Raw genomic sequence first — 25,999 nt, forward strand, 5'->3', positions numbered from 1 at the left:
TCTTTTTCGGGGGCTGGTTCAGCCGGTGTTGCGCAGGCCGGCGGCCACGCCGTTGACGGTGAGGAGCAGGGCGCGGGCGAGCAGCGGGTCGGGTTCGCCGCCGGTCGCGGCCTCGTCGCGCTGGCGCTTGAGGAGGGCGACCTGGAGGTAGGAGATGGGGTCGAGGTAGGCGTCGCGGATGGCGAAGGTCTGCTTCAGGACGGGCTGGGCGTCGAGGAGGTCGTCCTCGCCGGTGATGCGCAGGACTTCGCGGACGGTGAGTTCGTGTTCGGCGCGGATGGTGTCGAAGACGTGCTTGAGGTGGTCGGGCACGAGGGTGTCGACGTAGTGCCGGGCGATTCTGAGGTCGGTCTTGGCGAGGGTCATCTCCACGTTGGAGATGAAGTTGCGGAAGAAGTGCCACTGCTCGTGCATCTCGGCGAGGACGGTGTCCAGGCCGGCTTCGCGCAGGGCCTTGAGGCCGGAGCCGACGCCGAACCAGCCGGGGACGATCTGGCGGGACTGGGTCCAGCCGAACACCCAGGGGATGGCGCGCAGGCCGTCGAGGGAGACGCCGGAGCCGGGGCGGCGGGAGGGCCGTGAGCCGAGGTGCAGGTCGGCGAGCTGGTCGACCGGCGTGGAGGCGAGGAAGTACGCCGGCAGGTCGGGGTCCTCGACGAACCTGCGGTAGGCGGCGTGGGCGGCGTCGGAGACGACGTCCATGGCGGCGTCCCAGCGGGCGAGGGCCTCGTCGGACTGGCGGGGGGCGGTGTGCAGGGCGGAGGCCTGGAGGGTGGCGGCGACGGTGAGTTCCAGGTTCTCCCGGGCGAGGGAGGGGATCAGGTACTTGTCGGAGATGACCTCGCCCTGTTCGGTGACCTTGATCTCGCCTTCGAGGGTGCCCCAGGGCTGGGCGAGGATGGCGTCGTGGGAGGGGCCGCCGCCGCGGCCGACGGTGCCGCCGCGGCCGTGGAAGAGGCGCAGGCGTACGCCGTAGCGGTGGGCGACGTCGCGCAGTCGGCGCTGGGCGCGGTGGATCTCCCACTGGCTGGTGGTGATGCCGCCGAACTTGGAGGAGTCGGAGTAGCCGAGCATGACCTCCTGGACGTCGCCGCGCAGCGCGACCAGGCGCCGGTAGGACGGGTCGGAGAGCATGTCCTCCAGGATGGTGTCGGCGGCGCGCAGTTCCTCGGTGGTCTCCAGGAGGGGGACGATGCCGATCTTGGCCCAGCCGGCGTGCAGGTCGACGAGGCCGGCCTCGCGGGCGAGGACGGCGGCGGCGAAGACGTCGTCGGCGCCCTGGCACATGGAGATGATGTAGGACTCGACGACTTCGGGGCCGAAGACGTCGAGGGCCTTCTTGACGGTTTCGAAGACGCCGAGGGTCTTGGCGCCGGCGGCGTCCACGGGGGCCGGGGTGGGGGCGAGGGGGCGGCGGCTGCGCAGTTCCTTGGCGAGGAGCTTGGTGCGGTACTCGCGCGGCATGTCGGCGTAGCGCCAGGATTCCTCGCCGAGCCGGTCGAAGAGCTGGCCGAGGGCGTGGTGGTGGGCGTCGGCGTGTTCGCGGACGTCCATGGTGGCGAGCTGGAGGCCGAAGGCGGCGAGGGTGCGGATGGTGCGGCCGAGGCGGCCGTCGGCGAAGAGGCCGCCGCGGTGCCGGCGCAGGGAGGCCTGGATGATCCGCAGGTCGGCGAGGAGTTCGCCGGTGCCGAGGTAGTCGCGGCCGTCCTCGTGGGGGGTGCCCTTGGCGAGGCGCTGCTTGGTGTTCTCCAGCTTCTGCCGGATGCAGGTGGCCTTGAGGCGGTAGGGCTCCTCGGCGTTGAGGCGCTTGTAGCGGGGGCTGATCTCGGGCAGCCGGTCGAGGTCGGTGCGCAGGGAGTCGAGGAGTTCCTCGGTGGCGCCGGTGTAGCGGATGGAGTTGGAGAGCAGGCCGCGCAGCTCGTCGATCATCTCCAGGGCGTCGTTGATGCCGTGTTCGTGCTGGAGGATGAGGACGTCCCAGGTGACCTGGGGGGTGACGTTGGGGTTGCCGTCGCGGTCGCCGCCGATCCAGGTGCCGAAGCTGAGGGGGCGGGTGTCGTCGGGGAGGCGGACGCCGACGCGTTCGAGTTCCGCGGTGAGGTCCTCCAGGACGTCGCCGACGGCGCCGGCGTGCAGCTCGTCGAGGTAGTAGATGGCGTTGCGGGCCTCGTCGGCGGGTTCGGGCCGGACGACGCGCAGTTCGTCCGTCTGCCAGACCAGGTCGATGTTCTCGGCGAGGCGGACGTCGGTGCGGCGGCGGTCGGAGTCCAGGACGGGGGTGTCCAGGAGCGCGGCGATGCGCCGCAGCTTGTTGAGGACGGAACGGCGTGCGGCCTCGGTGGGGTGTGCGGTGAAGACGGGCCGGACGTTGAGGTTCTGGACGGTGGTCCGCAGGTGTTCGGGGTCGGCGTCCTTGAGGCGGTCGGCCGTTCGGGCGATGAGGCCGCCCTCGGCGGCGCGTCGGGCGCGCAGTTCGCGGCCGCGGTGCACCTGTTCGGTGACGTTGGCGAGATGGAAGTAGGTGGAGAAGGCGCGTACGAGCTTGGCGGCGGTCTCCAGTTCGGTGCCGCGCAGCAGCTCGGCGGCGGCCTCGCCGTCCTCGCGGGTGAGGCGGCGGACCTTCTCGACCAGTTCGAGGAGTTCGGGGCCTTCCTGCCGGACGAGGGTCTCTCCGAGGAGATCACCCAGGCGGCGGATGTCGGCGCGCAGCTCGCTGCCGGTCGTGGTGGTCTGGTCGTCGGCACTGCTCACAGGTGCGGCTCCTTGCAGTGTTGAAGCGTCTCGGGGAGGTACCCGGCCGTCTGCCGCGCGGCCTGGTGCCGCATACGGGCCGGAGCGTCCGGGAAGGAAACTTCAGCGGACCGCGCTGTCCGACCGATTCCAAGGATAGGTGTCGATGGGGACGCGCAGACGCTCGGGCTCTTGCCGCCGCTCGACACGCTGCCATACTTACGTCGCCGTAGGTTACGGAACCGTAGGGACGTGCCGGTGCCGCACGCCCGGTTCCGGCGGCCCGGCATCCACCCCCGACCCTCGACCCCACAGGGGACGCGCATGACCTCACACTCCGATGTGATCGACGAGGCCCGGAAGGCCCCCGAGAACCCGATTCCCTCCGCCACGCTGGGCGGTGAGAAGAAGCGTTCGATCGAGCAGATCACGCTGCTGCTCTTCATCACCCTGCCGTTCCTGGCGCTGGTGGCCGCGGTGCCGCTGGCCTGGGGCTGGGGGGTGAGCTGGCTCGATCTGGGCCTGCTGGTGTTCTTCTACTTCCTGGGGTGCCACGGCATCACGATCGGTTTCCACCGGTATTTCACCCACGGTTCGTTCAAGGCGAAGCGGCCGCTGCGGATCGCGCTGGCGATCATGGGATCGCTGGCGGTCGAGGGCCCGCTGGTGCGCTGGGTGGCCGATCACCGCAAGCACCACAAGTTCTCCGACGCGCAGGGTGACCCGCACTCGCCGTGGAAGTACGGCGAGACGGTTCCGGCGCTGGTGAAGGGCCTGTGGTGGGCGCACATCGGCTGGATGTTCGACGAGGAGCAGACCCCGCAGGAGAAGTACGCGCCGGATCTGATCAAGGACCCGGCGCTGCGGGCGATCTCCCGCCAGTTCGTGCTGTGGACGGCGGTGTCGCTGCTGGCGCCCGCGCTGATCGGCGGGCTGGTGACCATGTCCTGGCAGGGCGCCGCCACCGCGTTCTTCTGGGGTTCACTCGTCCGGGTGGCGCTGTTGCACCATGTGACCTGGTCGATCAACTCGATCTGCCACGCGGTGGGCCGGCGGCCGTTCAAGTCGCGCGACCGTTCGGGCAACGTGTGGTGGCTCGCGGTGCTGTCGTGCGGTGAGTCCTGGCACAACCTGCACCACGCGGACCCGACGTCGGCGCGGCACGGGGTGATGCGCGGGCAGATCGACTCCTCGGCCCGGTTCATCCGGATCTTCGAGCGGCTGGGCTGGGCGTACGACGTGCGCTGGCCGTCACGCTCGCGTATCGATTCGCGTCGCAACGACGCGGATGGCGGCTCCCGGCGCCGGAGGCAGGCCGCCGAGGCGGCATGATTGACGCCGTGGCGACCGATTCCAGCAGCAATCCAGGAAATGACAAGCAGCGGCGGGCCCGCCGGACTCGTATGACCGGTGCCGAGCGCCGCCAGCAGTTGCTGGAGATCGGTCGCACGCTCTTCGCGGCGAAGGGTTTCGAGGGCACGTCGGTGGAGGAGATCGCGGCGAAGGCCGGGGTGTCCAAGCCGGTGGTGTACGAGCACTTCGGCGGCAAGGAGGGGCTGTACGCGGTGGTGGTCGACCGCGAGATGCGGCGGCTGCTGGAGATGGTGACCGGTTCGCTGACGGCGGGCCATCCGCGGGAGCTGTGCGAGCAGGCGGCGTTCGCGCTGCTCGACTACATCGAGGAGTACACGGACGGTTTCCGCATCCTGGTCCGGGACTCGCCGATCCCGCAGTCGACCGGGTCGTTCGCGTCGCTGATCTCCGACATCGCCACCCAGGTGGAGGACATCCTGGGCCGCGAGTTCAAGTCCCGCGGCTTCGACCCGAAGCTGGCCCCGCTGTACGCGCAGGCGCTGGTGGGCATGGTCGCCCTGACCGGCCAGTGGTGGCTGGACGTGCGCCGCCCGAAGAAGGCGGAGGTGGCCGCGCACCTGGTGAACCTGGCGTGGCACGGCCTGGACGGGCTGGAGCAGCGGCCGCGGCTGATAGGCCACCGCAAGGCGTAGGCCGCGACGCGGTACGGGTACGCCGGCGGCGTGGGCGATCGCCGTCGGGTGCGTCCGGTGGCCGGTCATCGCGGCCGGAGGAACTCCAGGTGGTTGCCGACGGGGTCGCGCGCGTAGCAGCGACGGTGGCCGGGGAGGCCGTGGTCCCAGGTCACGGGCGTGCCATGGGCGGCGAGCCGGGCCGCCCAGGCGTCGATGCCGTGGACCCGCAGGCCCGGGTGGGCCTTGTCGCGGGGCGGAAGTCGGGGTCGGCGCCGAGGTGGATCCGGACGGTGCCGGGCTCGAACCAGCAGCTGCCGCGGGCCGCGAGGGCGGGCGGCTCGGGGACCTCGGTCAGGCCGGGGACGCCGAGCCGGGCGGTGCCGCCGGCTGTACGTGGTCGAGTGCGACGAGCATCGTCACTCTTCCTTGACGGCGACGGCGAACAGGCGGCGGAAGGGCAGCACCGTGCCGTAGGGGGCGCTCGGGTAGGCCGCGCGCAGCAGGTCCCGGTACTCGGTCAGGAACGCCTCCCGTGCCTCGGGGTCGTCGCCGAGGGCGGTCAGCGCGGGCCGCAGGCCGGTGCCCTTGACCCAGTCGAGGACGGGGTCCTCGCCCTCCAGGACGTGCAGGTAGGTGGTCTGCCAGACGTCGGGGGCGAGGCCGAGGCGGGCGAGCCGGTCCAGGTAGGCGTCCGGGGTGTGCACGGAGTCGGTGCGGCGCAGCAGGCCGCCGAGGCGGTCCCGCCAGCGGGGGGTGCCGGCCAGTTCGCGCATGAGGGCGTGCAGCGGGGCGTCGATGTTGTCCGGCACCTGGAAGGCGAAGACCGCGCCGGGCCGCAGCGCGGCGGTCCAGTCGGCGAAGCGGTCGAGGTGGCCCGGCACCCACTGGAGGGTGGCGTTGCTGACGATCAGGTCGTACGGCTCCTCGGGCGTCCACATCCGCGCGTCGGCGCGGGCGAAGTCCAGGCGGCCGCCGCCGGCGGTGGAGCCCTCGTGCTCGGTGTGGGCGCGGTCCAGCATCTCGGGCGAGTTGTCGTAGCCGGTGATGTGCGCGGTGGGCCAGCGGTCGGCGAGCGTCGCGGTGACGTTGCCGGGGCCGCAGCCGAGGTCGGCGATGCGGGGCCGGTCGGCGGGCAGGGCGGGGACGCGGGCGAGGAGGTCGGCGAAGGGGCGGGCGCGGTGCCCGGCGTGACGGAGGTACTGCGCGGGGTCCCAGATCGGTGTCGTCATGTGCTCCACCTTCCCGTCCGATTTAACTCGATGTCAAGATACTTGATGAGAAGAAACTCGATGCCAAGAGACTTCACGTCGACACAACCACTACACTGATCTCATGGAGGACGAGGTCGATCGGCTGGTCGCAGCGTGGCGCCGGGAGCGCCCGGACCTCGACGTGGAGCCGCTGGAAGTGCTCAGCCGGGTGAGCAGGCTCGCCCGGCACCTGGACCGCGCACGCCGGCTCGCGTTCGCCGAGCACGAGCTGGAGCCCTGGGAGTTCGACGTGCTGACCGCGCTGCGGCGCGCGGGCACGCCGTACCAGCTCTCCCCCGGCCAGCTGCTGACCCAGACCCTCGTCACCTCCGGCACCATGACCAACCGGATCGACCGGCTGGCGAAGAAGGGCCTGGTCGAGCGGCTGCCCGACCCGAGCGACCGGCGGGGCGTGCTGGTGCGGCTGACGGACACCGGCCGCGACCGCGCGGACGAGTCGCTCGCGGGGCTGCTGGAGCAGGAGCGGGCCATCCTCGGTGAGCTGTCGCGGGCGCAGCGGGCGGAACTGGCCGGTCTGCTACGCCAGCTGACCGCCCCGTTCGACAACATCCCCGGTTAGGTCCACCGGTCCCACCCCGGCCCGGCGGGCCAGGGCGACGGCGGCCAGCGTGGAGTGCACGCCCAGCTTGCCGAGGACGTTCTGCATATGGGTGCGCACGGTGTGCGGGGACAGGTACAGCCGCTCGGCGACGGCCTTGCGGCCCAGCCCCGCGACCATGCACCGCAGCACCTCCCGCTCCCTGGGGGTGAGGGACTCCACCAGGCGTTCGCTCTCGCTGCGGTGCTTGCGGGCGGCGGTCAGCTCCTTGAGGACGCCGGTCAGCAGCGCGGGCGGCAGATGCGTCTCGCCGCGCAGCACGCCCCGGATCACCGCGAGCAGCCGGGACAGCGAGCAGTCCTTGGCGACCCAGCCGGAGGCGCCGGCCCCGAGGGCGAGGGCGGCGCGGCGCGGGTCGTCCTTCTCCGCGAGGACGACGGTGCGTACGCCGGGGTGGGCGGTGCGCACCCCGGCGACCAGGGAGATCCCGTCGACCATGCCGTCCTCGTCCGCCGCCCGCACGGGCACCGCGGGGCGCCCGACGGGGGGCCGGCCGCCCAGGTCGGCGTCGACGAGCAGCACGTCGTAGCGGCGGCCCTCGGCGGCCGCCCGCTCCAGGCAGCGCAGCGCGGCCGGGCCGCTGCCGGCGGCGAAGACCTCGACGTCGGGCTCGGCGGCCAGGGCGGCGGCGAGCGACTCGGCGAAGATGCGGTGGTCGTCCACGACCAGGACTCGGATACGAACCACTGAACCCCCTGAACGGCACCGGCCCCCACCGGCGCTGTATCTCAGCGTACGGATACCGGCACGCAGCGGAAGGAGATTTACAGAACTGGCCGTCGGGCGCGTTTATGGTGTGCCGCATGTTTCGTATTGAGGCGGAAGTCGACAAGGCGCGACGCGATCTGCTCCATGCCCGACTGCGGGACACCAACACGGCGGCGTCCCCGGTCCTCGCGGCCCTGCGCAACACCCCCGCCGAACGCGAGTACCCGCTCCACATCTGGGCGCTGGACCCCTCCGGCGATCTGGCGGGCGGGCTGGTGGGCCACACCTGGACCACCTGGCTGCACGTCGCCCTCCTCTGGGTCGACGCCCGGCACCGCGGCACGGGCCTGGGCACCCACCTCCTCACCCAGGCCGAGCACCTCGCCACCGACCGCGGCTGCACGGCCGCCCGCCTGGAGACCTGGGACTTCCAGGCCCCCGGCTTCTACCGCAGGCACGGCTACGAGGTGGTCTGCGCGATCCCCGACTACCCGCCGGGCGTCACCGAGTACACGCTGGTCAAACGCCTGACCTGAGGGCCGGTCGCCCCGGGCCCGCGCCCCGCGGCGGGCATCACAGCAGCCGGCGCGCTCCCGCCGACGGCACCGCCTCGAACACCCGCGGGGAGGTGAACTCCGCGGCGGTGAACGCCTCTTCCAGGGCCTTGGTCAGGGAGGGGACCTCCGCGGACTCGGTGAGGACGACGGCCGAGCCGCCGAAGCCGCCGCCGGTCATCCGGGCGCCCAGGGCGCCGTGCGCGAGGGCGGTGTCCACGACCAGGTCCAGCTCCGGGCAGGAGACGCGGAAGTCGTCGCGCAGCGAGGCGTGGCCCTCGGTGAGGACCGGCCCGATGGCGCGGGTGTCACCGGATCGGAGCAGGGCGATCGTGCGTTCCACCCGGTGGTTCTCCGTCACCACGTGCCGGACCAGCCGGCGGACCTCCTCCTCGTCACCCAGCCGGCCCAGCGCCGCCTCCAGGCCGTCGTAGGGGATGTCGCGCAGGGCGTCGACGCCCAGCAGGGCCGCGCCCTTCTCGCAGCCGGCCCGGCGCCGGCCGTACTCGCCGCCGCTGTGGGCGTGCTTGACCTGGGTGTCGACCACCAGCAGGCGCAGACCCTCGGCCGCGAGGTCGAAGGGGATCTGGCGCTGGGACAGGTCCCGGGTGTCGAGGAAGAGGGCGTGGCCCTGCTCGCAGCACGCGGACGCGGTCTGGTCCATGATGCCGGTCGGCGCGCCGACGTAGACGTTCTCCGCGCGCTGGCACAGCCGGGCCAGCCGCCAGCGCGGCAGGTCGAGCCCGTGCAGATCGTTCAGCGCGAGGGCGGTGACCACCTCCAGGGCGGCGGAGGAGGACAGGCCCGCGCCCGCGGGGACGGTCGAGGACAGATGGACGTCCGCGCCGGTCAGCTCGTGGCCGGCCTCGCGCAGCGCCCAGACGACGCCGGCCGGGTACGCCGTCCAGGCGGTGTCGGTGCCGGGGGCGAGCGCGTCCAGGCGCAGTTCGGCGACGCCGCCCTCCATGTCCGCCGAGTGCAGGCGCAGCAGGCCGTCGTCCCGGCGGGAGACCGCCGCGACCGCCTGGTGCGGCAGTGCGAACGGCATGACGAAGCCGTCGTTGTAGTCGGTGTGCTCGCCGATCAGGTTGACCCTGCCCGGCGCCGCCCACACCCCTTCCGGGCGCGTCCCGTACAGCTCGGTGAAGCGCTCGGCGACCTGCTGTGCCCCCACTAGTCCTCCTTCGAGAGGTGCTGCGCGAACTCCCAGGCGTCCGCGACGATGCCCGCGAGATCCGCGCGGGTCGGGTTCCAGCCCAGTTTCTCGCGGGCGGTGTCCGCGGATGCGACCAGGACCGCCGGGTCGCCGCCCCGGCGCGGGGCGATCACCTCGGGGATCGGGTGTCCGGTGACCTCGCGGACGGTCTCGATGACCTGGCGGACCGAGAAGCCGTTGCCGTTGCCCAGGTTGCAGATCAGGTGCTCGCCCGGCCGGGCCGCCGTCAGCGCCAGCAGATGGGCCTCGGCCAGGTCCGCGACGTGGATGTAGTCGCGGACGCAGGTGCCGTCGGGGGTGGGGTAGTCGTCGCCGTACACCGAGATGGCGTCGCGGCGGCCCTGGGCGACCTGGAGGACCAGCGGGATCAGGTGCGACTCGGGGTCGTGCCGCTCGCCGTGGGCGCCGTAGGCCCCGGCCACGTTGAAGTAGCGCAGGGAGACCGCCGCCAGGCCGTGGGCGTTCGCCTCGCTGGTGATCATGTGGTCGACGGCGAGCTTGGAGGCCCCGTAGGGGTTGGTGGGCCGGGTCGGGGCGGTCTCGGTGATCGGGACCTGGTCGGGCTCGCCGTAGGTGGCGGCCGTGGAGGAGAAGACCAGGGTGCGCACCCCCGCCTCGCGCATCGCGCCGAGCAGGGCCATGCTGCCGGCGACGTTGTTGTCCCAGTACTTCTCCGGCTTCACCACGGACTCGCCGACCTGGGAGGACGCGGCGAAGTGCAGCACGCCGTCATAGGAGGCGTCGAGCCACTTGGCGGCGTCGCGGATGTCGCCCTCGACGAAGGCGGCGCCGGCCGGGACCCCGGCGCGGAAGCCGGTGGAGAGGTTGTCGAGGACGGTGACCTCGTGCCCGGCGTCCAGCAGATGCCGGGCCACCACGCTGCCGACGTAACCCGCGCCACCCGTCACCAGGTACTTCATGAAGTCGCTACCTCTCGCAGTCGCTCGGCCGCACGTTCCGGCGGCACATCGTTGATGAACACGCTCATGCCGGACTCGGAACCCGCGAGGAACTTCAGCTTGCCGGAAGTGCGGCGGATGGTGAAAAGCTCGAGGTGCAGCGCGAAGTCGTCCCGCGTCACCCCGTCGAAGCCGGGCAGCTTGCCGAACGGAGCCTGGTGCCAGGCGGAGATGTACGGCGTCGGCGGCTCCCCCTCGCCGAAGATGCGGTCGAAGCGCCGCAGCAGCTCCAGGTAGACGTGCGGGAACTCGGCGCGCGCCGCCTCGTCCAGCGCGAGCAGGTCGGGGACCCGGCGCTTGGGGTAGAGGTGCACCTCGTAGGGCCAGTGCGCCGCGTACGGCACGAAGGCGGCCCAGTGCTCGCCGTCCAGGACGACCCGCTCGCCGGCGAGTTCCCGCGCGAGCACGGCGTCGAACAGGTTCTCCCCGCCGGTCGCCTCCCGGTGGGCGGCGAGCGAGCGGAGCATCAGCGCGGTGCGGGGGGTGGTGAAGGGGTAGGCGTAGATCTGTCCGTGCGGGTGGCCGAGGGTCACGCCGATCTCGGCGCCCCGGTTCTCGAAGCAGAACACCTGCTCCACGGAGGGCAGCCCGGACAGTTCCGCGGTGCGGTCGGTCCACGCGTCCAGCACCAGGCGCGCCTGCTCGGGGGGCAGATCGGCGAAGGACGCGTCGTGGTCGGAGGTGAAGCAGACGACCTCGCAGCGCCCGGAGTCACCGGCGAGGGAGGGGAAGCGGTTCTCGAAGACGACCACGTCGTAGGAGGAGTCCGGGACCTCGCTGAGCCGCTCGCCCCTGCTCGGGCACAGCGGGCACTGGTCGGCCGGCGGGTGGTAGGTGCGGCCCTGCCGGTGGGAGGCGACGGCGACATGGTCGCCGAGCAGCGGATCGCGGCGGATCTCCGAGGTGGTGGCCGTGCGGTCCAGGGGGCGTCGGTCGACCGCGTCGCGCACGCGGTCGTCCCGAAGGTCGTAGTAGATCAGCTCGCGACCGTCGGCCAGCCGGGTCGGGGTCTTCTTCACGCTGGACTCCTTGGTCAGCCCACTCATCCCTCAACACAATCAAACATAACAGACCACAACCCGACACAGAATCAGTTCATCACAATCAAACAAAGATCATCACCAGAAGTGTTCATTTTATAAACACAGGGGCGTAGGTTCCGCTCTGATCAGTTCGCGCAACGAAGCGAGTTCTTATGGAAACCCCCACATACGCGCATACGTATCTGGCGGCGGCCGGGCTACGGCTCCCCACCAACTGGCTTGACTACACGATCCTGGCCATCTACTTCGTCGTCGTGCTCGGGATCGGCTTCGCCGCCCGCCGGTCGGTGAAGACCAGCCTGGACTTCTTCCTCTCCGGACGCTCGCTGCCCGCCTGGATCACCGGCCTCGCCTTCATCTCGGCGAACCTGGCGGCCACCGAGATCCTCGGCATGGCCGCCAACAGCGCCCAGTACGGCGCCTACACGGTGCACTGGTACTGGATCGGCGCCATCCCCGCCATGGTCTTCCTGGGCCTGGTGATGATGCCCTTCTACTACGGCAGCAAGGTCCGCTCGGTTCCCGAGTTCCTGCTGCTGCGCTTCGACAAGGCAGCCCATCTGCTCAGTTCGATCCTGTTCGCCTTCGCCGCGATCCTGATCGCCGGCGTCAACCTCTACGCCCTCGCGATCGTGGTCGAGGCGCTGCTGGGCTGGCCGCAGTGGGTGGCCATCGTGGTCGCCGGCGCCTTCGTCCTCGCGTACATCACCCTGGGCGGTCTCTCCTCGGCGATCTACAACGAGGTGCTCCAGTTCTTCGTGATCCTGGCCGCGCTCATCCCGATCACCATCCTCGGCCTGCGCAAGGTCGGCGGCTGGGGCGGACTGACCGACAAGCTCAGCGCGACCCACGGCCACAACTTCACCACCGCGTGGGGCGGCACCGGGATCGGCAGCGGCAACCCGCTCGGCGCCAACTGGCTGACCATCGTCCTCGGCCTCGGCTTCGTGCTGTCCTTCGGCTACTGGACCACCAACTTCGCCGAGGTGCAGCGCGCCCTGTCCGCGAAGAACCTGTCCGCCGGACGGCGCACCCCGCTGATCGCCGCCTACCCGAAGATCTTCATCGTCTTCCTGGTGATGATCCCGGGCCTGGTCGCCGCCGCGCTCGTGCCCAAGATCGGCACCAGCGGCTCGGGCCTGCAGTACAACGACGCCATCCCCTACCTGATGCAGGAGCTGCTGCCCAACGGCGTGCTCGGCATCGCGGTCACCGGTCTGCTCGCCGCGTTCATGGCCGGCATGGCGGCCAACGTGTCGTCCTTCAACACCGTGTTCACCACCGACATCTGGGCCAGGTACGTGGTGCGCGGGCGGGAGGACGCCTACTACGTCCGGTTCGGCCGGTGGATCACCGTGATCGGTGTCTGCGCGTCGGTGGGCACGGCGTTCCTCGCGTCGTCGTTCTCGAACATCATGTCCTACCTCCAGACGCTGTTCTCGTTCTTCAACGTGCCGATGTTCGTCGTCTTCATCATCGGCATGTTCTGGAAGCGGGCGTCGGTCAAGTCCGGCTTCTGGGGCCTGCTCGCGGGCACCGTCACCGCGATGGTCAACTACTTCGTCCTCTACAAGAAGGGGATCATCTCCATCCCCACCGACCAGGGCGCCAACTTCGTCTCGGCGATCGCGGGGTTCGTCGCCGGCGCGGTCGTGATGGTGGCGGTGTCGCTGTTCACCAAGCCGAAGCCGGCCCAGGAGCTCCAGGGCCTGGTCTACGGCACGCGCTCCCCCGGCATGTCCGAGCCGCCGGCGCCCGGTGACGACGCCTGGTACCGCAGGCCGGCGCTGCTGGGCTGGGGCGCGGTCGTGCTGGCCGCCGTCTGCTACATCCCGTTCTCGTTCTGACGCGGGAGGATCGAGGGAACATGTCCGAGAACCCCGAACACCACTACACCGAGGGCGATGTCGCGCGGGAGGTCTCCGAACTGGAGACCAAGTCGGCGACCGCGGCCCGCATCTTCGACCTGCGCCGCATCATCGGCGGGCTCTTCGTGGTCTACGGCGTCATCGTCACCGTCACCGGTCTGACGGACTCGCAGGCCGCGATCGACAAGGCCCAGGGCGTCAACATCAACCTGTGGACCGGGATCGGGATGCTGGTGCTGGGCGTCTTCTTCCTGGTGTGGCTGAAGCTCAGGCCGACGGCGCTGCCGCAGGAGCCGGAGGAGTAACGCCGCACCGGCGCGGACCCGCGCCCCTCACGGGGTGCGGTGGCCGCCCGCCCGGTCCAGGAGCCCGGTGCGGGCGGCCAGCGCCGCCGCCTCCAGCCGCGAGCCCACCCCCAGCTTCATCAGCACCCGCTGGACATGGGTGCGGGCCGTGCTCGGCGCTATGCGCATACCGGAGGCGATGACCCGGGTGTCCTCGCCGTCGGCGACGCGGACGAGGACCTCCACCTCGCGCGGCGTCAGCACGCTCAGCAGCCGCTGGGCCTCGTCGTCCGGCTGGGCGGCGGGGTTCAGCAGTTCCGCGAAGGCCTCCTGGAGGAGCTGAGGGGCCACCGCCGCCTCCCCCGCCCGCGCCTTCACGAGCGCGCGCTCGACGCCCTCGATCCGCTCGTCGTGCCGTACGTACCCCGACGCCCCGGCCGCGAACGCCGCGGCGATCCCGCGCGGAGAGGGCACCGGGCCGAGCACCACCACCGCCACCTGCGGCCGCTCCCGCTTGATCCTCACCACCGGGTCGAACGCGCCCGGCTCGGCCGGCGCCGCCGTACCCAGCAGGCACACCTCCGGCGCCCGCGCGATCACCAGGTCCGCCGCGCCCGCGGCGGGCGCCGCCGACGCGAGCACCCGGTGCCCGCGCAGTTTCAGCGCCGATGCCAGCGCCTCCGCGAGCAGGCGATGGTCGTCCACGACCATGAGCCGCACCGCCATAGAGCAACCCCCCAGTCCCGCCCATGGATGCCCCACTATGGACGCCCACCGGCCCGTTGGACAGAGGGCCCCCCGGCACCCCGCCCCTTCACGTCCCGGAAGCTACACGCTTGTTCGACGCGGCGCTGCCCCTGGAGAGCGGAAGTGCCCCGGATCGATTACATCCGGGGCACCGCTCACCGCATCACCCGTTCGGGTGGTTGTAGGCGGGGGTCAGCCGTCCGTGCCGAAGGCCAGCGCCAGATACTGCCGGTCGTCCCCCGGGTCCGCCTTGTCCACGAAGACGTCGGACATGTACAGCCGGCCGTGCCCGAAGAGGATCTCCGCGTAGTCCGGCAGCATGCTGCCCTCCGCCCGCCGCACGCTCTCCTGCGCCGGGTTCTCCAGGAGCTTGGTCTCCTTGAAGGTGGCGCCGTCGATGCTGACGACCTGTCCGCCCTTGTCGTACGGCGGCTTCTTGTAGGCGAGCAGATTGCCGCCGTCCATGCGCAGCGGGGACAGCAGATAGCCGTCCCCGGCCTCGGCGCGCTGGCCGGTGGGCTTGCCGGTTGCCAGGTCGAAGGCGACGATCTCGTTGGTGGTGCTGTAGGCGCCGCTGCCGTCGTGCTCCTCGGTCGGCACGTACAGCTTGCCGTTGCCGACGGCGATCTCCTTGCAGTCCTCGATCCGGGTGATGCCGTCGCAGCGGCCGCCGTAGGTCTTGCCGGGCGCGGAGATCCGCGCGAGCAGCTTGCCGGTCTTGCCGTCGATGGAGAAGTAGTCCGAGATGCCGCTGCCGTCGCCCGCGCTGTCGCCGACGTCGGCGGCCACCACCAGCGGGTCGGTGGAGACCACCGAGGCGTACTCGATGCCCGGGTCCATCCGGTACTCGGAGATCACCTTCCCGGACTCCGGGTCGATGGTCTGGATCGACAACCGGGTGTTGTCGGAGTCGCCGCAGCTGCGCACCGCGACCAGCTTGGCGCCGCCGCCGTAGCCCGCGTCGTAGCAGTCCTCGGCCGGCTTCGGCTGCCACAGCGGCTTGCCGGAGTCGATGTCGAAGGCCGCGCCGCCGTTGCTGTCGCCGAGTGCGACGGTGTGCTGGGCGACCGTCACGTTCTGGTAGTTGACCGGGTAGTCACCGGACTTGACGGTGCGCGTCCACAGCTGCTTGCCCGTGTCGAGGTCGATCGCGGCGATGTCGGTGCAGCCGTCGTACTTCTTGTTCGTCGGCTGGTACGTGATCGCGGTCTTGTCGTCGTCGGTCATGTGCCGGCTGGCCGCGCAGACCGGGCCGGGCAGCTTGACCGTCCACAGCTTGCCGCCCTTGACCGGGTCGTAGCCGACGATCTCGTCGACGCCGGTCTTGGCGTACACCTTGTCGGTCAGCCAGGAGCCCGAGGTGCTGACGGTGTCCTGCACGGTGGGCGTCGGGATCTGGAAGAGGACCTTGGCCGCGGTGTTCGCCGGCGCCTTCTCCTTGCCGCCGGTGGTGCCGCCTGAGCCCTTGTCCCCGCCGCCGCCGGAGGTGCCGCCGGAGGAGGCGGTGTCCTGCTTCTTGCCGTCGTCACCGGAGACGGCGTACACGATGCCGCCGACGACGATCAGCGCGATGACGACGACCGCCGCGATGACGATGTACAGCACGGTGTTGTTCCGCTTGCCGCCCGGGCCGCCCTGCGGGTGCATCGGCATGGTCGGGGGCTGGCCCGGATAGCCGTAGCCCGGCTGCGGCGGCCCCTGCAGGGGCTGGGTGGGCATGGCGTACGGGTTCTGCGGCTGCGCCCCGTACGGGGTGGCGGGCTGCTGCCCGTACGGGTTCGGGGGCGCGGCGGGATAGCCGTAGCCCGGCTGGGGCTGGGGCGGCTGGGCGGGCCCCGGGTAGCCGTACCCGGGCTGCGGCTGCTGCGGGGGCAGGGGCGGCACGGGCCCCGCGGGCGGCGGGGCCGGGGTGCCCTGCGGGTGCTGCGGGACCGGCGGCGCCGGGGGGCCGGGCGGGGTCGGCGGGCCGAAGCCGCCCGGCTGCGGGGGTTGGTTCGGGGGCTGGTTCGGCGGGGGCGGAGGCGGCTGGGTCATGGTTCGGGTACCTCGGTGACACTCGGAAGGCAGGACGTCGGACGGAACGGGAGGCGGGCCGGGCTCAGTTGCCGAAAGCCATGATCAGCTTCTCCTTCGCCTGGTCGCTGCCGTTCAGCCGGCCGGCCGAGATGACGAACCGTCCGTCGGCCCAGTCCACGACGCCGTCGTAGAAGGTGTCCTCGATCTGCGCGGTGCCCCGCGGGTTCTGCAGCAGCTTCGTGGTGGTGTGCGAGGCGCCGGTGGTCGGGATCGACACGACCTGGCCGCCCGTGTCGTACGACGGCTGCACGTACGCGATGAGCTTGCCGCCCTCGGTCCTCATCGGGGACATCGGCTCGTCGGCGGGGGACTTGGCCCGCCACTTCGCCTTGCCGTCGGCGAGGCTGATCGCCACGATCTCGTTGGCGCTCGCGGTCGTGCCCGTGGGCAGGTAGAGCGTGTCGGCGTCGGCCGCGACCCCCCGGCAGCCCTGCAGATCGCGGGCGAGGACCGCCCAGCCGCAGGTGGGGGCGAACTTCTCGTCCACCTTGACCTCGGAGCGGAACCTGCCGTCCTTGGTGAAGGCGGAGATGTTCCACGTCTTCTTGCTCTCGTTGGTCAGATAGACGACCAGCGGGTCCATCGAGTACACCCGGGCGGCCTGCCAGCCCTTCTTGACCGGCTGGGTCCACTTCACCTTGCCGGTGGCCGGGTCGAGTTCCTGGATCTCGTCGTGCTCGGTGCCGGTGCCGGCGCCGCAGGACGCCACCTGGACCAGCCGGCCGGAGCCGCCCGCGAAGGCGGCCGGGAAGCAGGAGTCGCCGTAGCGCTTCTTGTCGTACAGCTTCTTGCCGCTGTCGATGTCGTACGCCGTGCCCGACTCCGAGCGGCCGACCATCAACGTGCCGCCGGCGACGCCGAGTTCGATGTTGAGCGCGCTGTCGAAGAGCCCGCCGTCGGCGACACGGCCGCTCCAGCCCTTCCTGCCGGTGCGCAGGTCGAGCTGCTGGAGCCGGTCGCACTTGGCGTTGTCGCCGGGGCCGCTCATGTACGCCACGACGACCTTGTCGTCCGCCGACTTCTGCGGGGTGACCGAGCAGATCTTCTGTGGGAGGTCGACGGGGCCCCACGGGGAGCTGCCGTTGCCCGCGTCGTAGGCGAAGACCTGCTTGTACGCCGCCTTCACCACGGTGTTCCCGGCGATCCACATGCCGGGTGCGTCGGCGCCCTCGCCCGGGGCGTCCGGCGCCGACTTGTACCAGAGCACCTTGGCCTCGCCGGGCGCGCGGCCCTCGTTGAGGTTCTCCGGGTCGTCCCCGCCGGACGCGGAGGAGGACGGCGACGGATCGCCGGACGCGGCCGGTGCGGCGCCGCCGCTGTGTCCGGCCACGGGCTTCTTGTCACCGTCGCCGCCGCTGGTGAGGGCGTAGACGGTGCCGCCTATGAGGGCAAGCGCGGCCACCGCGGCGCCGACCACCAGCGCCGTCTTCTTCCCGCCCGCGCCACTGCCCTGCCCCGGGAAGGGGGCGCCGGGAGCGGTGCCCGGAGCGCCCGGGTACGGCGGCTGCCGCGGATACCCGTGACCGGGCTGCGGCTGCTGCGCGTAGGGGCCCGGCTGCTGGAGCTGCGGGTGGCCGTAAGGGCCGGGAGCCGTCGGGGTGTTGTAGGGGCCCGGGGCCGCGGGGGCGCCGTAGGGACCGGGGGTCGTAGGGGTGCCGTAGGGGCCGGGGGCGGGGTACGGGGCGGGCTGCTGCGGGTGGCCGTAGCCGGGCTGCGGCGGGGCCTCGGGCGGCGCGGGAGCGGGTGGCGGGGGCGCGGACGGCTTGTCGAGCATCGTCGGCGGCGGGGCGACCGGCTGCGGCGGTGAAACGGGCGGTGGCGGGGCCGGTGTGCCATCCTGCGGAGGCCGTTCCGGGGCCCTCGCATCTCTGGGATCTCTCGGATCTCTGGGATCTCTCGGGTCCTGCGGTGCTCCGAAGCCGCCGTCGGGCGACTGGTCGGGCGGCTGAGTCATCAGCGCTCTTCCCCCTCGTTCACTGATTTTTAGCCACGCCCTGAGGTTCTCGACGGACCCAAGGTCGTTGTGCAGACGGTTCTCAGACGCATCTTTCTATCACCCGGTACGGACAGCGGAACGGGCCGGAACCCTCCCTGTTCCCAAGGGAGAACCGGCCCGTGATGCCGCCGTTATGCGCTTTCACGCACCCTTCACGGGGCGCACGCGCCACCCCTCGCACGCCGTTCGGGGCGCTGGCTGATTCGTGGCGGGCGCTCTGCGGCGGGCGCGCTACGCGTCCTCCGCCAGTTCCAGCCAGCGCAACTCCAGTTCCTCGCGCTCACCGGCGAGTTCCCGCAGCTGAGCGTCGAGTTCGGCCACCTTCGCGAAGTCGGTGGCGTGCTCGGCGATCTGGGCGTGCAGCTTGGTCTCCTTCTCGGAGACCTTGTCCAACTGCCGCTCGATCTTCTGGAGTTCCTTCTTGGCGGCGCGCTGGTCGGCGGCGCTCTTCTCGGTGGTGGCGGGCTTGGGTGCCGTGGCGGCGCTCTGCGCGGCGACCGCCTCCTCCATCTGCCGGCGCCGCTCCAGGTACTCGTCGATGCCGCGCGGCAGCATCCGCAGGGTGCCGTCGCCGAGCAGGGCGAACACCCGGTCCGTGGTGCGCTCCACGAAGAACCGGTCGTGGGAGATGACGATCATCGAGCCGGGCCAGCCGTCGAGGACGTCCTCCAGCTGGGTCAGGGTCTCGATGTCGAGGTCGTTGGTGGGCTCGTCCAGGAAGAGCACGTTGGGCTCGTCCATCAGCAGCCGCAGCAGCTGGAGCCGGCGCCGCTCACCGCCGGAGAGGTCGCCGACCGGCGTCCACTGCTTCTCCTTGTTGAACCCGAAGGTCTCGCACAGCTGCCCGGCGGTCATCTCGCGCCCCTTGCCGAGGTCGACGCGCTCGCGGACCCGCTGCACGGCCTCCAGCACCCGCCAGGTGGGGTCGAGTTCGGCGACCTCCTGGGAGAGGTAGGCGAGCTTGACCGTCCGGCCGACGTTGATCCGGCCGCCGGCCGGCTGCTCCTCGCCCTCGCTGCGGGCGGCGGCGGCCATGGCGCGCAGCAGCGAGGTCTTGCCGGCGCCGTTGACGCCGACCAGGCCGATCCGGTCGCCGGGGCCGAGCTGCCAGGTGACGTGCTTGAGCAGCACCTTCGGCCCGGCCTGGACGGTGATGTCCTCCAGGTCGAAGACCGTCTTGCCGAGGCGGGAGGAGGCGAACTTCATCAGCTCGCTGCTGTCGCGGGGCGGCGGCACGTCGGCGATCAGCTCGTTGGCGGCCTCCACCCGGAAGCGGGGCTTGGAGGTGCGGGCGGGGGCGCCGCGGCGCAGCCAGGCCAGCTCCTTGCGGATCAGGTTCTGCCGCTTGACCTCTTCGGTGGCGGCGATCCGCTCGCGCTCGGCGCGGGCGAAGACGTAGTCGGAGTAGCCGCCCTCGTACTCGTACACGTCGCCGCGCTGCACGTCCCACATGCGGGTGCAGACCTGGTCCAGGAACCACCGGTCGTGGGTCACGCAGACCAGGGCCGAGCGGCGGTTCTGGAGGTGCCGGGCGAGCCAGGCGATGCCCTCGACGTCGAGGTGGTTGGTGGGCTCGTCCAGGACGATCAGGTCCTGTTCCTCGATGAGCAGCTTGGCCAGCGCGATCCGGCGCCGCTCGCCACCGGACAGCGGGCCGATGACGGTGTCCAGGCCCTTGGGGAAGCCGGGCAGGTCGAGACCGCCGAACAGGCCGGTCAGCACGTCCCGGACCTTGGCGTTGCCGGCCCACTCGTGGTCGGCCATGTCGCCGATGACCTCGTGGCGGACGGTGGCGGCGGGGTCGAGGGAGTCGTGCTGGGTGAGCACGCCGAGCCGCAGCCCGCCGGAGTGGGTGACCCGCCCGGTGTCCGCCTCCTCCAGCTTGGCGAGCATCCGGATCAGGGTGGTCTTGCCGTCGCCGTTGCGTCCGACGACCCCGATCCGGTCCCCCTCCGACACACCGAGCGAGACGCCGTCCAGCAGGGCACGGGTGCCGTAGACCTTGCTGACGTTCTCGACATTGACCAGGTTGACGGCCATTTCACTCCTGCGCACGGGGCTGTATCCACTCGCGGCTCCGCCGCGTGGGTCAGCCTTCTAGCGTAGGCCCTCCGGGGTGCATGGTGACGCGCGAGGGGATGGTCACGCTTTGTGATGATCCGATCGGGAGCGGGCGCCCGCCGCGGAGGGCGCCGACCGCCGGCACCTACAGGACCGTCGCCCCCGGCACCGGTCCCGCCGCCGTCCGTACCGTGCGGCAGGTGCCGGAGTCCCGCAGGGCCGTCGCGACCCGCTCCGCGGCCTCGGCGTCCCGGGTGAGGAACGCCGTCGTCGGGCCGGAGCCGGAGACCAGGGCGGCGAGGGAACCCGCGGCGCGGCCCGCGGCCAGGGTGTCGGCCAGCTCCGGGAAGAGGGAGAGAGCGGCGGGCTGGAGGTCGTTGGTGACGGCCGCCGCCAGCGCGTCGGCGTCGCCCTTCGCCAGCGCGTCCAGCAGGTCCTGCGAGGCCACCGGCTCGGGGACCTCCCGGCCCTCGGCCAGCCGGTCGAACTCCCGGAAGACGGCCGGCGTGGACAGCCCCCGCTCGGCCATCGCGAACACCCAGTGGAAGGTGCCGCCCACCTCCAGGGCGGTCAGCCGCTCCCCGCGCCCGATGCCGAGCGCGGCCCCGCCGACCAGACTGAACGGCACATCGCTGCCCAACTCCGCGCAGATGTCGAGCAGTTCGGCGCGCGAGGCCCCGGTGCCCCACAGCGCGTCGCACGCGAGCAGGGCGCCCGCGCCGTCCGCGCTGCCGCCCGCCATGCCGCCGGCGACCGGGATGTCCTTGGCGATGTGCACATGCACGTTCGGCTCGACGCCCCGGCGCGCGGCGAGCGCGAGGGCCGCGCGGGCGGCGAGGTTGGTGCGGTCCAGCGGCACCTGCGCGGCGTCCGGGCCCGCGCAGCTGACGCGCAGCTCGTCGGCCGGGGTGACGGTGACCTCGTCGTACAGGCCGACGGCCAGGAAGACGTTGGCGAGGTCGTGGAACCCGTCGGGGCGGGCCGCGCCCACCGCGAGCTGGACGTTGACCTTGGCGGGGACACGGACCGTGACGCTCACTGCGCTCCTCGGGCTCGGTACGGGGTGCCGGCGCTACGCGCCCTGCTGGGCGTGCTCGGCGATGCGGGCGAACTCCTCGACCGTCAGCGACTCGCCGCGGGCCTGCGGGGAGACACCGGCGGCGACCAGGGCGGCCTCGGCGGCGGCCGCGGAACCGGCCCAGCCCGCGAGCGCGGCCCGCAGGGTCTTGCGGCGCTGCGCGAAGGCGGCGTCGACCACCGCGAAGACCTGCCGCTTCGTGGCCGTGGTCCGGATCGGCTCGGTGCGCCGCACCAGGGAGACCAGCCCGCTGTCGACGTTCGGCGCGGGCCAGAAGACGTTGCGGCCGATGGCGCCGGCCCGCTTGACCTCGGCATACCAGTTGGCCTTCACGGACGGCACGCCGTACACCTTGGAGCCGGGGGCGGCGGCGAGGCGGTCGGCGACCTCGGACTGCACCATCACCAGGGTGCGCTCGATGCTCGGGAAGGTGTCGAGCATGTGCAGCAGCACGGGGACGGCGACGTTGTAGGGCAGGTTCGCGACCAGGGCGGTCGGGGCGGGGCCCGGCAGCTCGGTGACGTGCATCGCGTCGGAGTGGACCAGCGCGAAGCGGTCGGCGCGGGCGGGCATGCGGGCGGCGACGGTCGCGGGGAGGGCGGCGGCGAGCACGTCGTCGATCTCGACGGCGGTGACCCGGTCGGCGGCCTCCAGCAGCGCGAGGGTGAGCGAGCCGAGCCCCGGGCCGACCTCCACGACGGTGTCGTCGGGGCGGACCTCGGCGGTGCGCACGATGCGGCGGACCGTGTTGGCGTCGATCACGAAGTTCTGGCCGCGCTGCTTGGTGGGACGGACACCGAGCGCTGCCGCGAGTTCGCGGATGTCGGCGGGGCCGAGGAGGGAGTCGGGGGCGGGGCTGCTCACGGGACAAGGGTACGGGGCCGCCGGAGGCCGCCTCGCCAGGGCGTCCCCGCCCGACCGGGGCGCCCCGCGGCCCTCCCGGCCGTACGACCGCTCGTGCGGCCGCCCTCAGCCGCGGCACGGCTCCCCCGCTCAGCCGTGCAGCCTCTCCCCGCAGTGCGGCCAGGGACTCTCCCCCCGCCGCAGGTACAGCTTCTTCGCCCGGTAGGTCTGCTCCGACTCCGGCGCGTCCTGCGGTCTGCCGGAGCCGCCGAGGGCGTGCCAGGTGTGCGTGTCGAACTGGTAGAGCCCGCCGTACGTGCCCGAGGCGTCCACCGCGTGCGGATCGCCGCCCGACTCGCACATCGCGAGCCCGTGCCAGTTCAGCCCGTCGGCCCCCTCGGGGGAGCGCGGCAGCGCCTTCGTGCCGACGCGCACCACCTGCTCGCGCGGCCGGCGCACCACCTCCGCCCCCTCCCGGCGGGGCCGCTGCCGCACCCCGTTGACCGTGCGCAGCAGGTAGGTGGTCCGGCGCAGCCCGGGCCGCCCGGGACGCGCGACGACCTCGGTGCCCCGCGCCAGCGTGGGGTCGTAGGTGCGCTCGACCCGGAACGGGATCTGCTCCTCGCGCACCTGACGGCTGCCGCTCACCCGCAGCACGGTCACCGTCTGCCCGTCCCGCGGGAAGCTGTCGGCGGGAACGGAGAGCACGTCCTGGCCGCGCAGGATGACCCCGGCCTCCCGGACCGCCTCCTCGACGGTCGCCGCGTTGGTGCGGATGGTGCGGGCCCGGCCGTCCGCCAGGACCGTGAACCGGCGTTCCGTGCGCACGTCGAGCGCGAGGCCGGCGCGGCCGATGCGCTGGGAGCGCGAGGCCGACAGATACGCGCCCTCGGCGCGCACCCCCAGCTCCCGCAGCGCTCCGTCCACCGTGTGCGCCGTCGTCCACACCTCGTACCGCCTGCCGTCCAGGGTGAGCCGCACGGGGCGGCCGTGGCGCACCGCGATCGCGTCGCCACCGGCCAGCGGGGTGTCCGGGGCGGGCGCCACCAGGTCGTGCTCGCCCACCCGTACGCCCTCCTCGGCGAGCAGCGCGTGCACGTCGTCGGCGAAGGTGTGCAGGACCCGCGGCCGGCCGTCGACGGTGAGCCGGATCGCCCGGTCCTCGGCGACGAACGCGGTGGTGCCGCCGACCAGGAACGCCACCACCAGCGCCTGCGGCAGCAGCCGTCGTACGACGGAGTCCGGGCGCTCGGCGGCCCGTGCCCGGCGCCGGCGCCCGCCGCCCTGCGCGGGCGACGGCCCGTATGCCGCACGGGTCTTGGACCGGTGGTTGCTGCTCACGCCGACACGCTCCAGAGGGGCCGAAAGGTCCGGATCGGGGGCAGAACCTAGCGGAGCCCCGGTCACTCTCCAAAGCGGATCGACTACGCAAAGTAGCGAAGGGTGCGCTACGCCGGGTAGTCGAAGGCGCGGGCGGTGTTCGCGTTCAGGGCCGCCGCCAGCGTGTCTTCGTCGATGCCGCGCACCGCGGCCATCGCGCGCACGGTGACCGGAACGAGGTAGGGCGCGTTGGGCCGTCCGCGGTACGGCGCCGGGGTCAGGAAGGGCGCGTCGGTCTCCACGAGGACCAGTTCCAGCGGGGCGACGGCGAGGGCGTCGCGCAGGTTCTGGGCGTTCTTGAAGGTGACGTTGCCGGCGAACGACATGAAGTAGCCCTCGCGGGCGCAGATCGCAGCCATCTCGGCGTCACCGGAGTAGCAGTGGAAGACGGTGCGCTCGGGGGCGCCCTCCTCCTTCAGGACCCGCAGTACGTCGGCGTGGGCCTCGCGGTCGTGGATGACGAGGGCCTTGCCGTGCCGCTTGGCGATCTCGATGTGGGCGCGGAAGGACCGCTCCTGCGCCTCCTTGCCCTCGGGACCGGTGCGGAAGTGGTCGAGGCCGGTCTCGCCGACGCCCCTGACGTGGGGCAGCGCGGCGAGCCGGTCGATCTCGGCGAGCGCCTCGTCCAGCGCGCCGAAGCCGCCCGGCTCGCGGGCCCCCTGCCGGGACCATCCGTCGGGGTCGCCGTGCACGATGCGCGGGGCCTCGTTGGGGTGCAGGGCGACGGCGGCGTGCACGTTCTCGTGCGCCCGCGCGGTCTCGGCGGCCCACCGGGAGCCGTCGACGTCACAGCCGACCTGGACGACCGTGGTCACCCCGACCGAGGCGGCCTTCGCCAGCGCCTGCGCCACCGTGCCGGACTGCATGTCGAGGTGGGTGTGGGAGTCGGCGACGGGGACCCCCAGGGGTGCGGGCAGCGGCGGTGCCGCGTTCTTGTCGCCCGATGAGCTGCGGCCGGCGTTCGAAGGCATGCCCCGATCCTACGGAAGGCGCCCGCCCCCGGACCCCCGCCCCGGGCTCAGCCCGCCTTGCGCTGGAAGGGGTGCAGCAGGTCGGACAGGTGCCAGTGGTGGTCCCCGGCCGGGGCCGGCCCGGCGGCCCGCTCGCCCGCGGCGGGCACCGGCGGCACCTCGACGGGGCCGGCCTGCGGCGCGATGTGGTGGTGGTGCGCCTGCGCGCCGCGCACCGACGAGACCTGCCCGGCGCGCATGATGCGCACCACGTGGCCGTCGCAGTTCTGGCAGCTGGGCCGGCGCAGCGGCGACGGCACGATCCGGCCGTCGGCCACGTACATCACGAACTCCTGCCCGTCGGCGTCCGTGTGGTGCTCTATCGCGTACGACTGCTCCCAGCCGTGCCCGCACCTCATGCAGGCGAAGGAATACGACTCGTGGACGACGGCTGTGGCCGTACCGCGGAGGCCGGTCTGCCCTGCGATCTCACTCATGCCAGCTCCTCTTGTCCGCTGGACAAGCCCCCCTGTGCGGGGTCTCTTCGACCAGTGGACGCCTTCGCCGACGCGAATGCAGCAGGGCTGTCGAGTGTTGGAGGCGATTTGATCCGTCCTTGCCGAAAAGGCCCCGTCCGAGCCTTTCCGCTTTGCCTTCGGCGACAGCCCTTTACCGCCCCGTGGCCTGCTCGCTCACCGGAGAAGTCCCCTGCTCAGAGGGCACTTTTTACCTGGCGTCGCTCCCGGATCAAGCGCCCCTCAACCGGCGGAACGCTTCGCTGCGACGACCGCGTCGAAGACGACCCTCTTGGGCAGTCCCGCCTCCACCGCCACCGCCGCGATCGCCTCTTTGCGGCGTTCGCCGGCCTCCTCGCGCACCCGCACCCGGCGCACCAGTTCCTCCGCGTCCAGCTCCTCGGGGCCGGTCTCGGGAGCGCCCTCGACCACCACCGTGATCTCGCCGCGCACTCCCTGCGCGGCCCAGCCCGCCAGCTCGGCCAGCGGGCCACGGCGGACCTCCTCGTACGTCTTGGTCAGCTCCCGGCACACCGCGGCCCGCCGCTCGGCGCCGAAGACCTCCGCCATCGCGGCGAGGGTGTCGTCGAGCCGGTGCGGGGCCTCGAAGTAGACCAGCGTGCGCCGCTCGGCCGCGACCTCGCGCAGCCGGGACAGCCGCTCGCCCGCCTTGCGCGGCAGGAAGCCCTCGAAGCAGAACCGGTCCACGGGCAGACCGGACAGGGCGAGCGCGGTGAGCACGGCGGAGGGGCCGGGCACCGCGGTCACCCGGATGTCCTTCTCCACCGCGGCGGCGACCAGCCGGTACCCGGGGTCGGAGACCGACGGCATGCCGGCGTCCGTGACCAGCAGCACCCGCGCCCCGCCGAGCAGCTCCTCGACCAGCTCGGGGGTGCGCGCGGACTCGTTGCCCTCGAAGTACGACACCACCCGGCCCCGGGGCGTGACGCCGAGGGCCTGGGTGAGCCGGCGCAGCCGCCGGGTGTCCTCGGCGGCGACCACGTCCGCGCCGGACAGCTCCTCGGCCAGCCGGGGCGGCGCGTCCGCGACGTCGCCGATGGGGGTTCCTGCGAGGACAAGGGTTCCAGTCACGCCCCCATCCTCGCAGGGGTCCGGAAGCCGGAGGAAAACGAC

Annotated in this window: 22 protein-coding genes and 1 pseudogene; 6 read left to right on the plus strand and 17 right to left on the minus strand. The window is 72.2% G+C overall.

The genetic code is table 11. The features are described from left to right. Positions 1 to 18 precede the first annotated feature (18 nt). Complete coding sequence (gene ppc, locus ACSP97_RS15450) at positions 19 to 2,751, minus strand: phosphoenolpyruvate carboxylase (protein ID WP_355147752.1); 2,733 nt, start codon at positions 2,749 to 2,751, stop codon at positions 19 to 21. A 303-nt stretch (positions 2,752 to 3,054) separates the two neighbouring features. Here ppc and ACSP97_RS15455 point away from each other — a divergent pair, with 303 nt between their 5' ends. Continuing rightward, positions 3,055 to 4,062, plus strand: coding sequence for an acyl-CoA desaturase (locus tag ACSP97_RS15455; protein WP_355147754.1), 1,008 nt, complete (start codon positions 3,055 to 3,057; stop codon positions 4,060 to 4,062). Further along, positions 4,059 to 4,736, plus strand: a complete 678-nt coding sequence (locus ACSP97_RS15460) for a TetR/AcrR family transcriptional regulator (protein ID WP_355147756.1) — start codon at positions 4,059 to 4,061, stop codon at positions 4,734 to 4,736. Before ACSP97_RS15455 ends, ACSP97_RS15460 begins: the two co-directional genes overlap by 4 nt. A 65-nt stretch (positions 4,737 to 4,801) precedes the next feature. Here the strand turns inward: ACSP97_RS15460 and ACSP97_RS15465 are convergent. Both ACSP97_RS15465 and ACSP97_RS15470 read right to left on the minus strand, forming a co-directional pair. Then, positions 4,802 to 5,132: pseudogene (locus ACSP97_RS15465) on the minus strand (glyoxalase). A gap of 2 nt (positions 5,133 to 5,134) precedes the next feature. After that, positions 5,135 to 5,947, minus strand: coding sequence for a trans-aconitate 2-methyltransferase (locus ACSP97_RS15470; RefSeq protein WP_388314984.1), 813 nt, complete (start codon positions 5,945 to 5,947; stop codon positions 5,135 to 5,137). A gap of 103 nt (positions 5,948 to 6,050) precedes the next feature. Between ACSP97_RS15470 and tamR the strand changes: the two genes are divergently transcribed. Next, positions 6,051 to 6,548 carry a MarR family transcriptional regulator TamR gene (tamR, locus tag ACSP97_RS15475; RefSeq protein ID WP_355147760.1) on the plus strand — a complete coding sequence of 166 codons (498 nt, stop codon included), beginning with the start codon at positions 6,051 to 6,053 and terminating at the stop codon, positions 6,546 to 6,548. On the opposite strand, the gene ACSP97_RS15480 is transcribed toward tamR, so the two are convergent. Next, complete coding sequence (locus ACSP97_RS15480) at positions 6,507 to 7,274, minus strand: LuxR C-terminal-related transcriptional regulator (RefSeq protein ID WP_382013988.1); 768 nt, start codon at positions 7,272 to 7,274, stop codon at positions 6,507 to 6,509. The two genes, tamR and ACSP97_RS15480, sit on opposite strands and share 42 nt — an antisense overlap. Positions 7,275 to 7,390: 116 nt before the next feature. Here ACSP97_RS15480 and ACSP97_RS15485 point away from each other — a divergent pair, with 116 nt between their 5' ends. Further along, positions 7,391 to 7,831 carry a GNAT family N-acetyltransferase gene (locus ACSP97_RS15485; protein ID WP_355147764.1) on the plus strand — a complete coding sequence of 147 codons (441 nt, stop codon included), beginning with the start codon at positions 7,391 to 7,393 and terminating at the stop codon, positions 7,829 to 7,831. Positions 7,832 to 7,868: 37 nt separating this feature from the next. Here the strand turns inward: ACSP97_RS15485 and galK are convergent, their stop codons facing one another. The 3 genes from galK to galT are packed head-to-tail and all read right to left on the minus strand — an operon-like array spanning position 7,869 to position 11,043. Then, positions 7,869 to 9,023 (minus strand): galactokinase, encoded by a 1,155-nt coding sequence (gene galK, locus ACSP97_RS15490; protein ID WP_355523537.1) that lies wholly within the window; start codon positions 9,021 to 9,023, stop codon positions 7,869 to 7,871. Then, a complete protein-coding gene (gene galE, locus ACSP97_RS15495; protein WP_355147768.1) occupies positions 9,023 to 9,985 on the minus strand; it encodes a UDP-glucose 4-epimerase GalE in 963 nt (320 codons plus the stop codon). The genes galK and galE overlap by 1 nt, the downstream gene beginning before the upstream one ends. Next, positions 9,982 to 11,043: a galactose-1-phosphate uridylyltransferase gene (gene galT / locus ACSP97_RS15500; protein WP_355523540.1), complete on the minus strand. Its 1,062-nt coding sequence runs from the start codon at positions 11,041 to 11,043 to the stop codon at positions 9,982 to 9,984. Before galT ends, galE begins: the two co-directional genes overlap by 4 nt. Before the next feature lie 176 nt (positions 11,044 to 11,219). Here galT and ACSP97_RS15505 point away from each other — a divergent pair, with 176 nt between their 5' ends. Next, complete coding sequence (locus tag ACSP97_RS15505) at positions 11,220 to 12,914, plus strand: sodium:solute symporter family protein (protein WP_355147772.1); 1,695 nt, start codon at positions 11,220 to 11,222, stop codon at positions 12,912 to 12,914. Positions 12,915 to 12,934: 20 nt separating this feature from the next. Then, the gene (locus ACSP97_RS15510) at positions 12,935 to 13,240 is read left to right on the plus strand and encodes a hypothetical protein (RefSeq protein ID WP_355147774.1); all 306 of its coding nucleotides are present in this window, start codon (positions 12,935 to 12,937) and stop codon (positions 13,238 to 13,240) included. 27 nt (positions 13,241 to 13,267) lie between these two features. Here ACSP97_RS15510 and ACSP97_RS15515 read toward each other — a convergent pair whose 3' ends face one another. The 10 genes from ACSP97_RS15515 to rsmI all read right to left on the minus strand — a co-directional run bounded on the left by ACSP97_RS15515 (position 13,268) and on the right by rsmI (position 25,957). Continuing rightward, entirely contained in the window at positions 13,268 to 13,945 is a 678-nt protein-coding gene (locus tag ACSP97_RS15515) for a helix-turn-helix transcriptional regulator (RefSeq protein ID WP_355147776.1), read from the minus strand. 213 nt (positions 13,946 to 14,158) lie between these two features. Then, positions 14,159 to 16,000: an outer membrane protein assembly factor BamB family protein gene (locus ACSP97_RS15520; protein WP_440557959.1), complete on the minus strand. Its 1,842-nt coding sequence runs from the start codon at positions 15,998 to 16,000 to the stop codon at positions 14,159 to 14,161. Between the two features lie 64 nt (positions 16,001 to 16,064). Beyond that, positions 16,065 to 17,996: an outer membrane protein assembly factor BamB family protein gene (locus tag ACSP97_RS15525; RefSeq protein WP_440557961.1), complete on the minus strand. Its 1,932-nt coding sequence runs from the start codon at positions 17,994 to 17,996 to the stop codon at positions 16,065 to 16,067. 273 nt (positions 17,997 to 18,269) lie between these two features. Next, positions 18,270 to 20,078 (minus strand): ABC-F family ATP-binding cassette domain-containing protein, encoded by a 1,809-nt coding sequence (locus tag ACSP97_RS15530; RefSeq protein WP_382073014.1) that lies wholly within the window; start codon positions 20,076 to 20,078, stop codon positions 18,270 to 18,272. A 166-nt stretch (positions 20,079 to 20,244) separates the two neighbouring features. Continuing rightward, positions 20,245 to 21,138, minus strand: a complete 894-nt coding sequence (locus ACSP97_RS15535) for a 4-(cytidine 5'-diphospho)-2-C-methyl-D-erythritol kinase (RefSeq protein WP_355321968.1) — start codon at positions 21,136 to 21,138, stop codon at positions 20,245 to 20,247. Positions 21,139 to 21,171: 33 nt separating this feature from the next. Then, positions 21,172 to 22,041, minus strand: coding sequence for a 16S rRNA (adenine(1518)-N(6)/adenine(1519)-N(6))-dimethyltransferase RsmA (gene rsmA / locus ACSP97_RS15540; protein ID WP_070023731.1), 870 nt, complete (start codon positions 22,039 to 22,041; stop codon positions 21,172 to 21,174). 129 nt (positions 22,042 to 22,170) lie between these two features. Further along, a complete protein-coding gene (locus ACSP97_RS15545) occupies positions 22,171 to 23,427 on the minus strand; it encodes a ubiquitin-like domain-containing protein (RefSeq protein WP_440557964.1) in 1,257 nt (418 codons plus the stop codon). Positions 23,428 to 23,468: 41 nt separating this feature from the next. Further along, positions 23,469 to 24,371, minus strand: coding sequence for a TatD family hydrolase (locus tag ACSP97_RS15550; protein WP_355147786.1), 903 nt, complete (start codon positions 24,369 to 24,371; stop codon positions 23,469 to 23,471). A gap of 47 nt (positions 24,372 to 24,418) precedes the next feature. Next, on the minus strand, positions 24,419 to 24,847 hold the full coding sequence (locus tag ACSP97_RS15555) for a hypothetical protein (RefSeq protein ID WP_355147788.1): 429 nt from the start codon (positions 24,845 to 24,847) through the stop codon (positions 24,419 to 24,421). Between the two features lie 261 nt (positions 24,848 to 25,108). Next, positions 25,109 to 25,957: a 16S rRNA (cytidine(1402)-2'-O)-methyltransferase gene (rsmI, locus tag ACSP97_RS15560; RefSeq protein ID WP_355147790.1), complete on the minus strand. Its 849-nt coding sequence runs from the start codon at positions 25,955 to 25,957 to the stop codon at positions 25,109 to 25,111. Between the last annotated feature and the right edge of the window lie 42 nt (positions 25,958 to 25,999).

Origin of the sequence: Streptomyces sp. SCPE 10, from assembly GCF_051980735.1 — a bacterium.
Classification (GTDB): Bacteria; Actinomycetota; Actinomycetes; order Streptomycetales; family Streptomycetaceae; genus Streptomyces; species Streptomyces misionensis.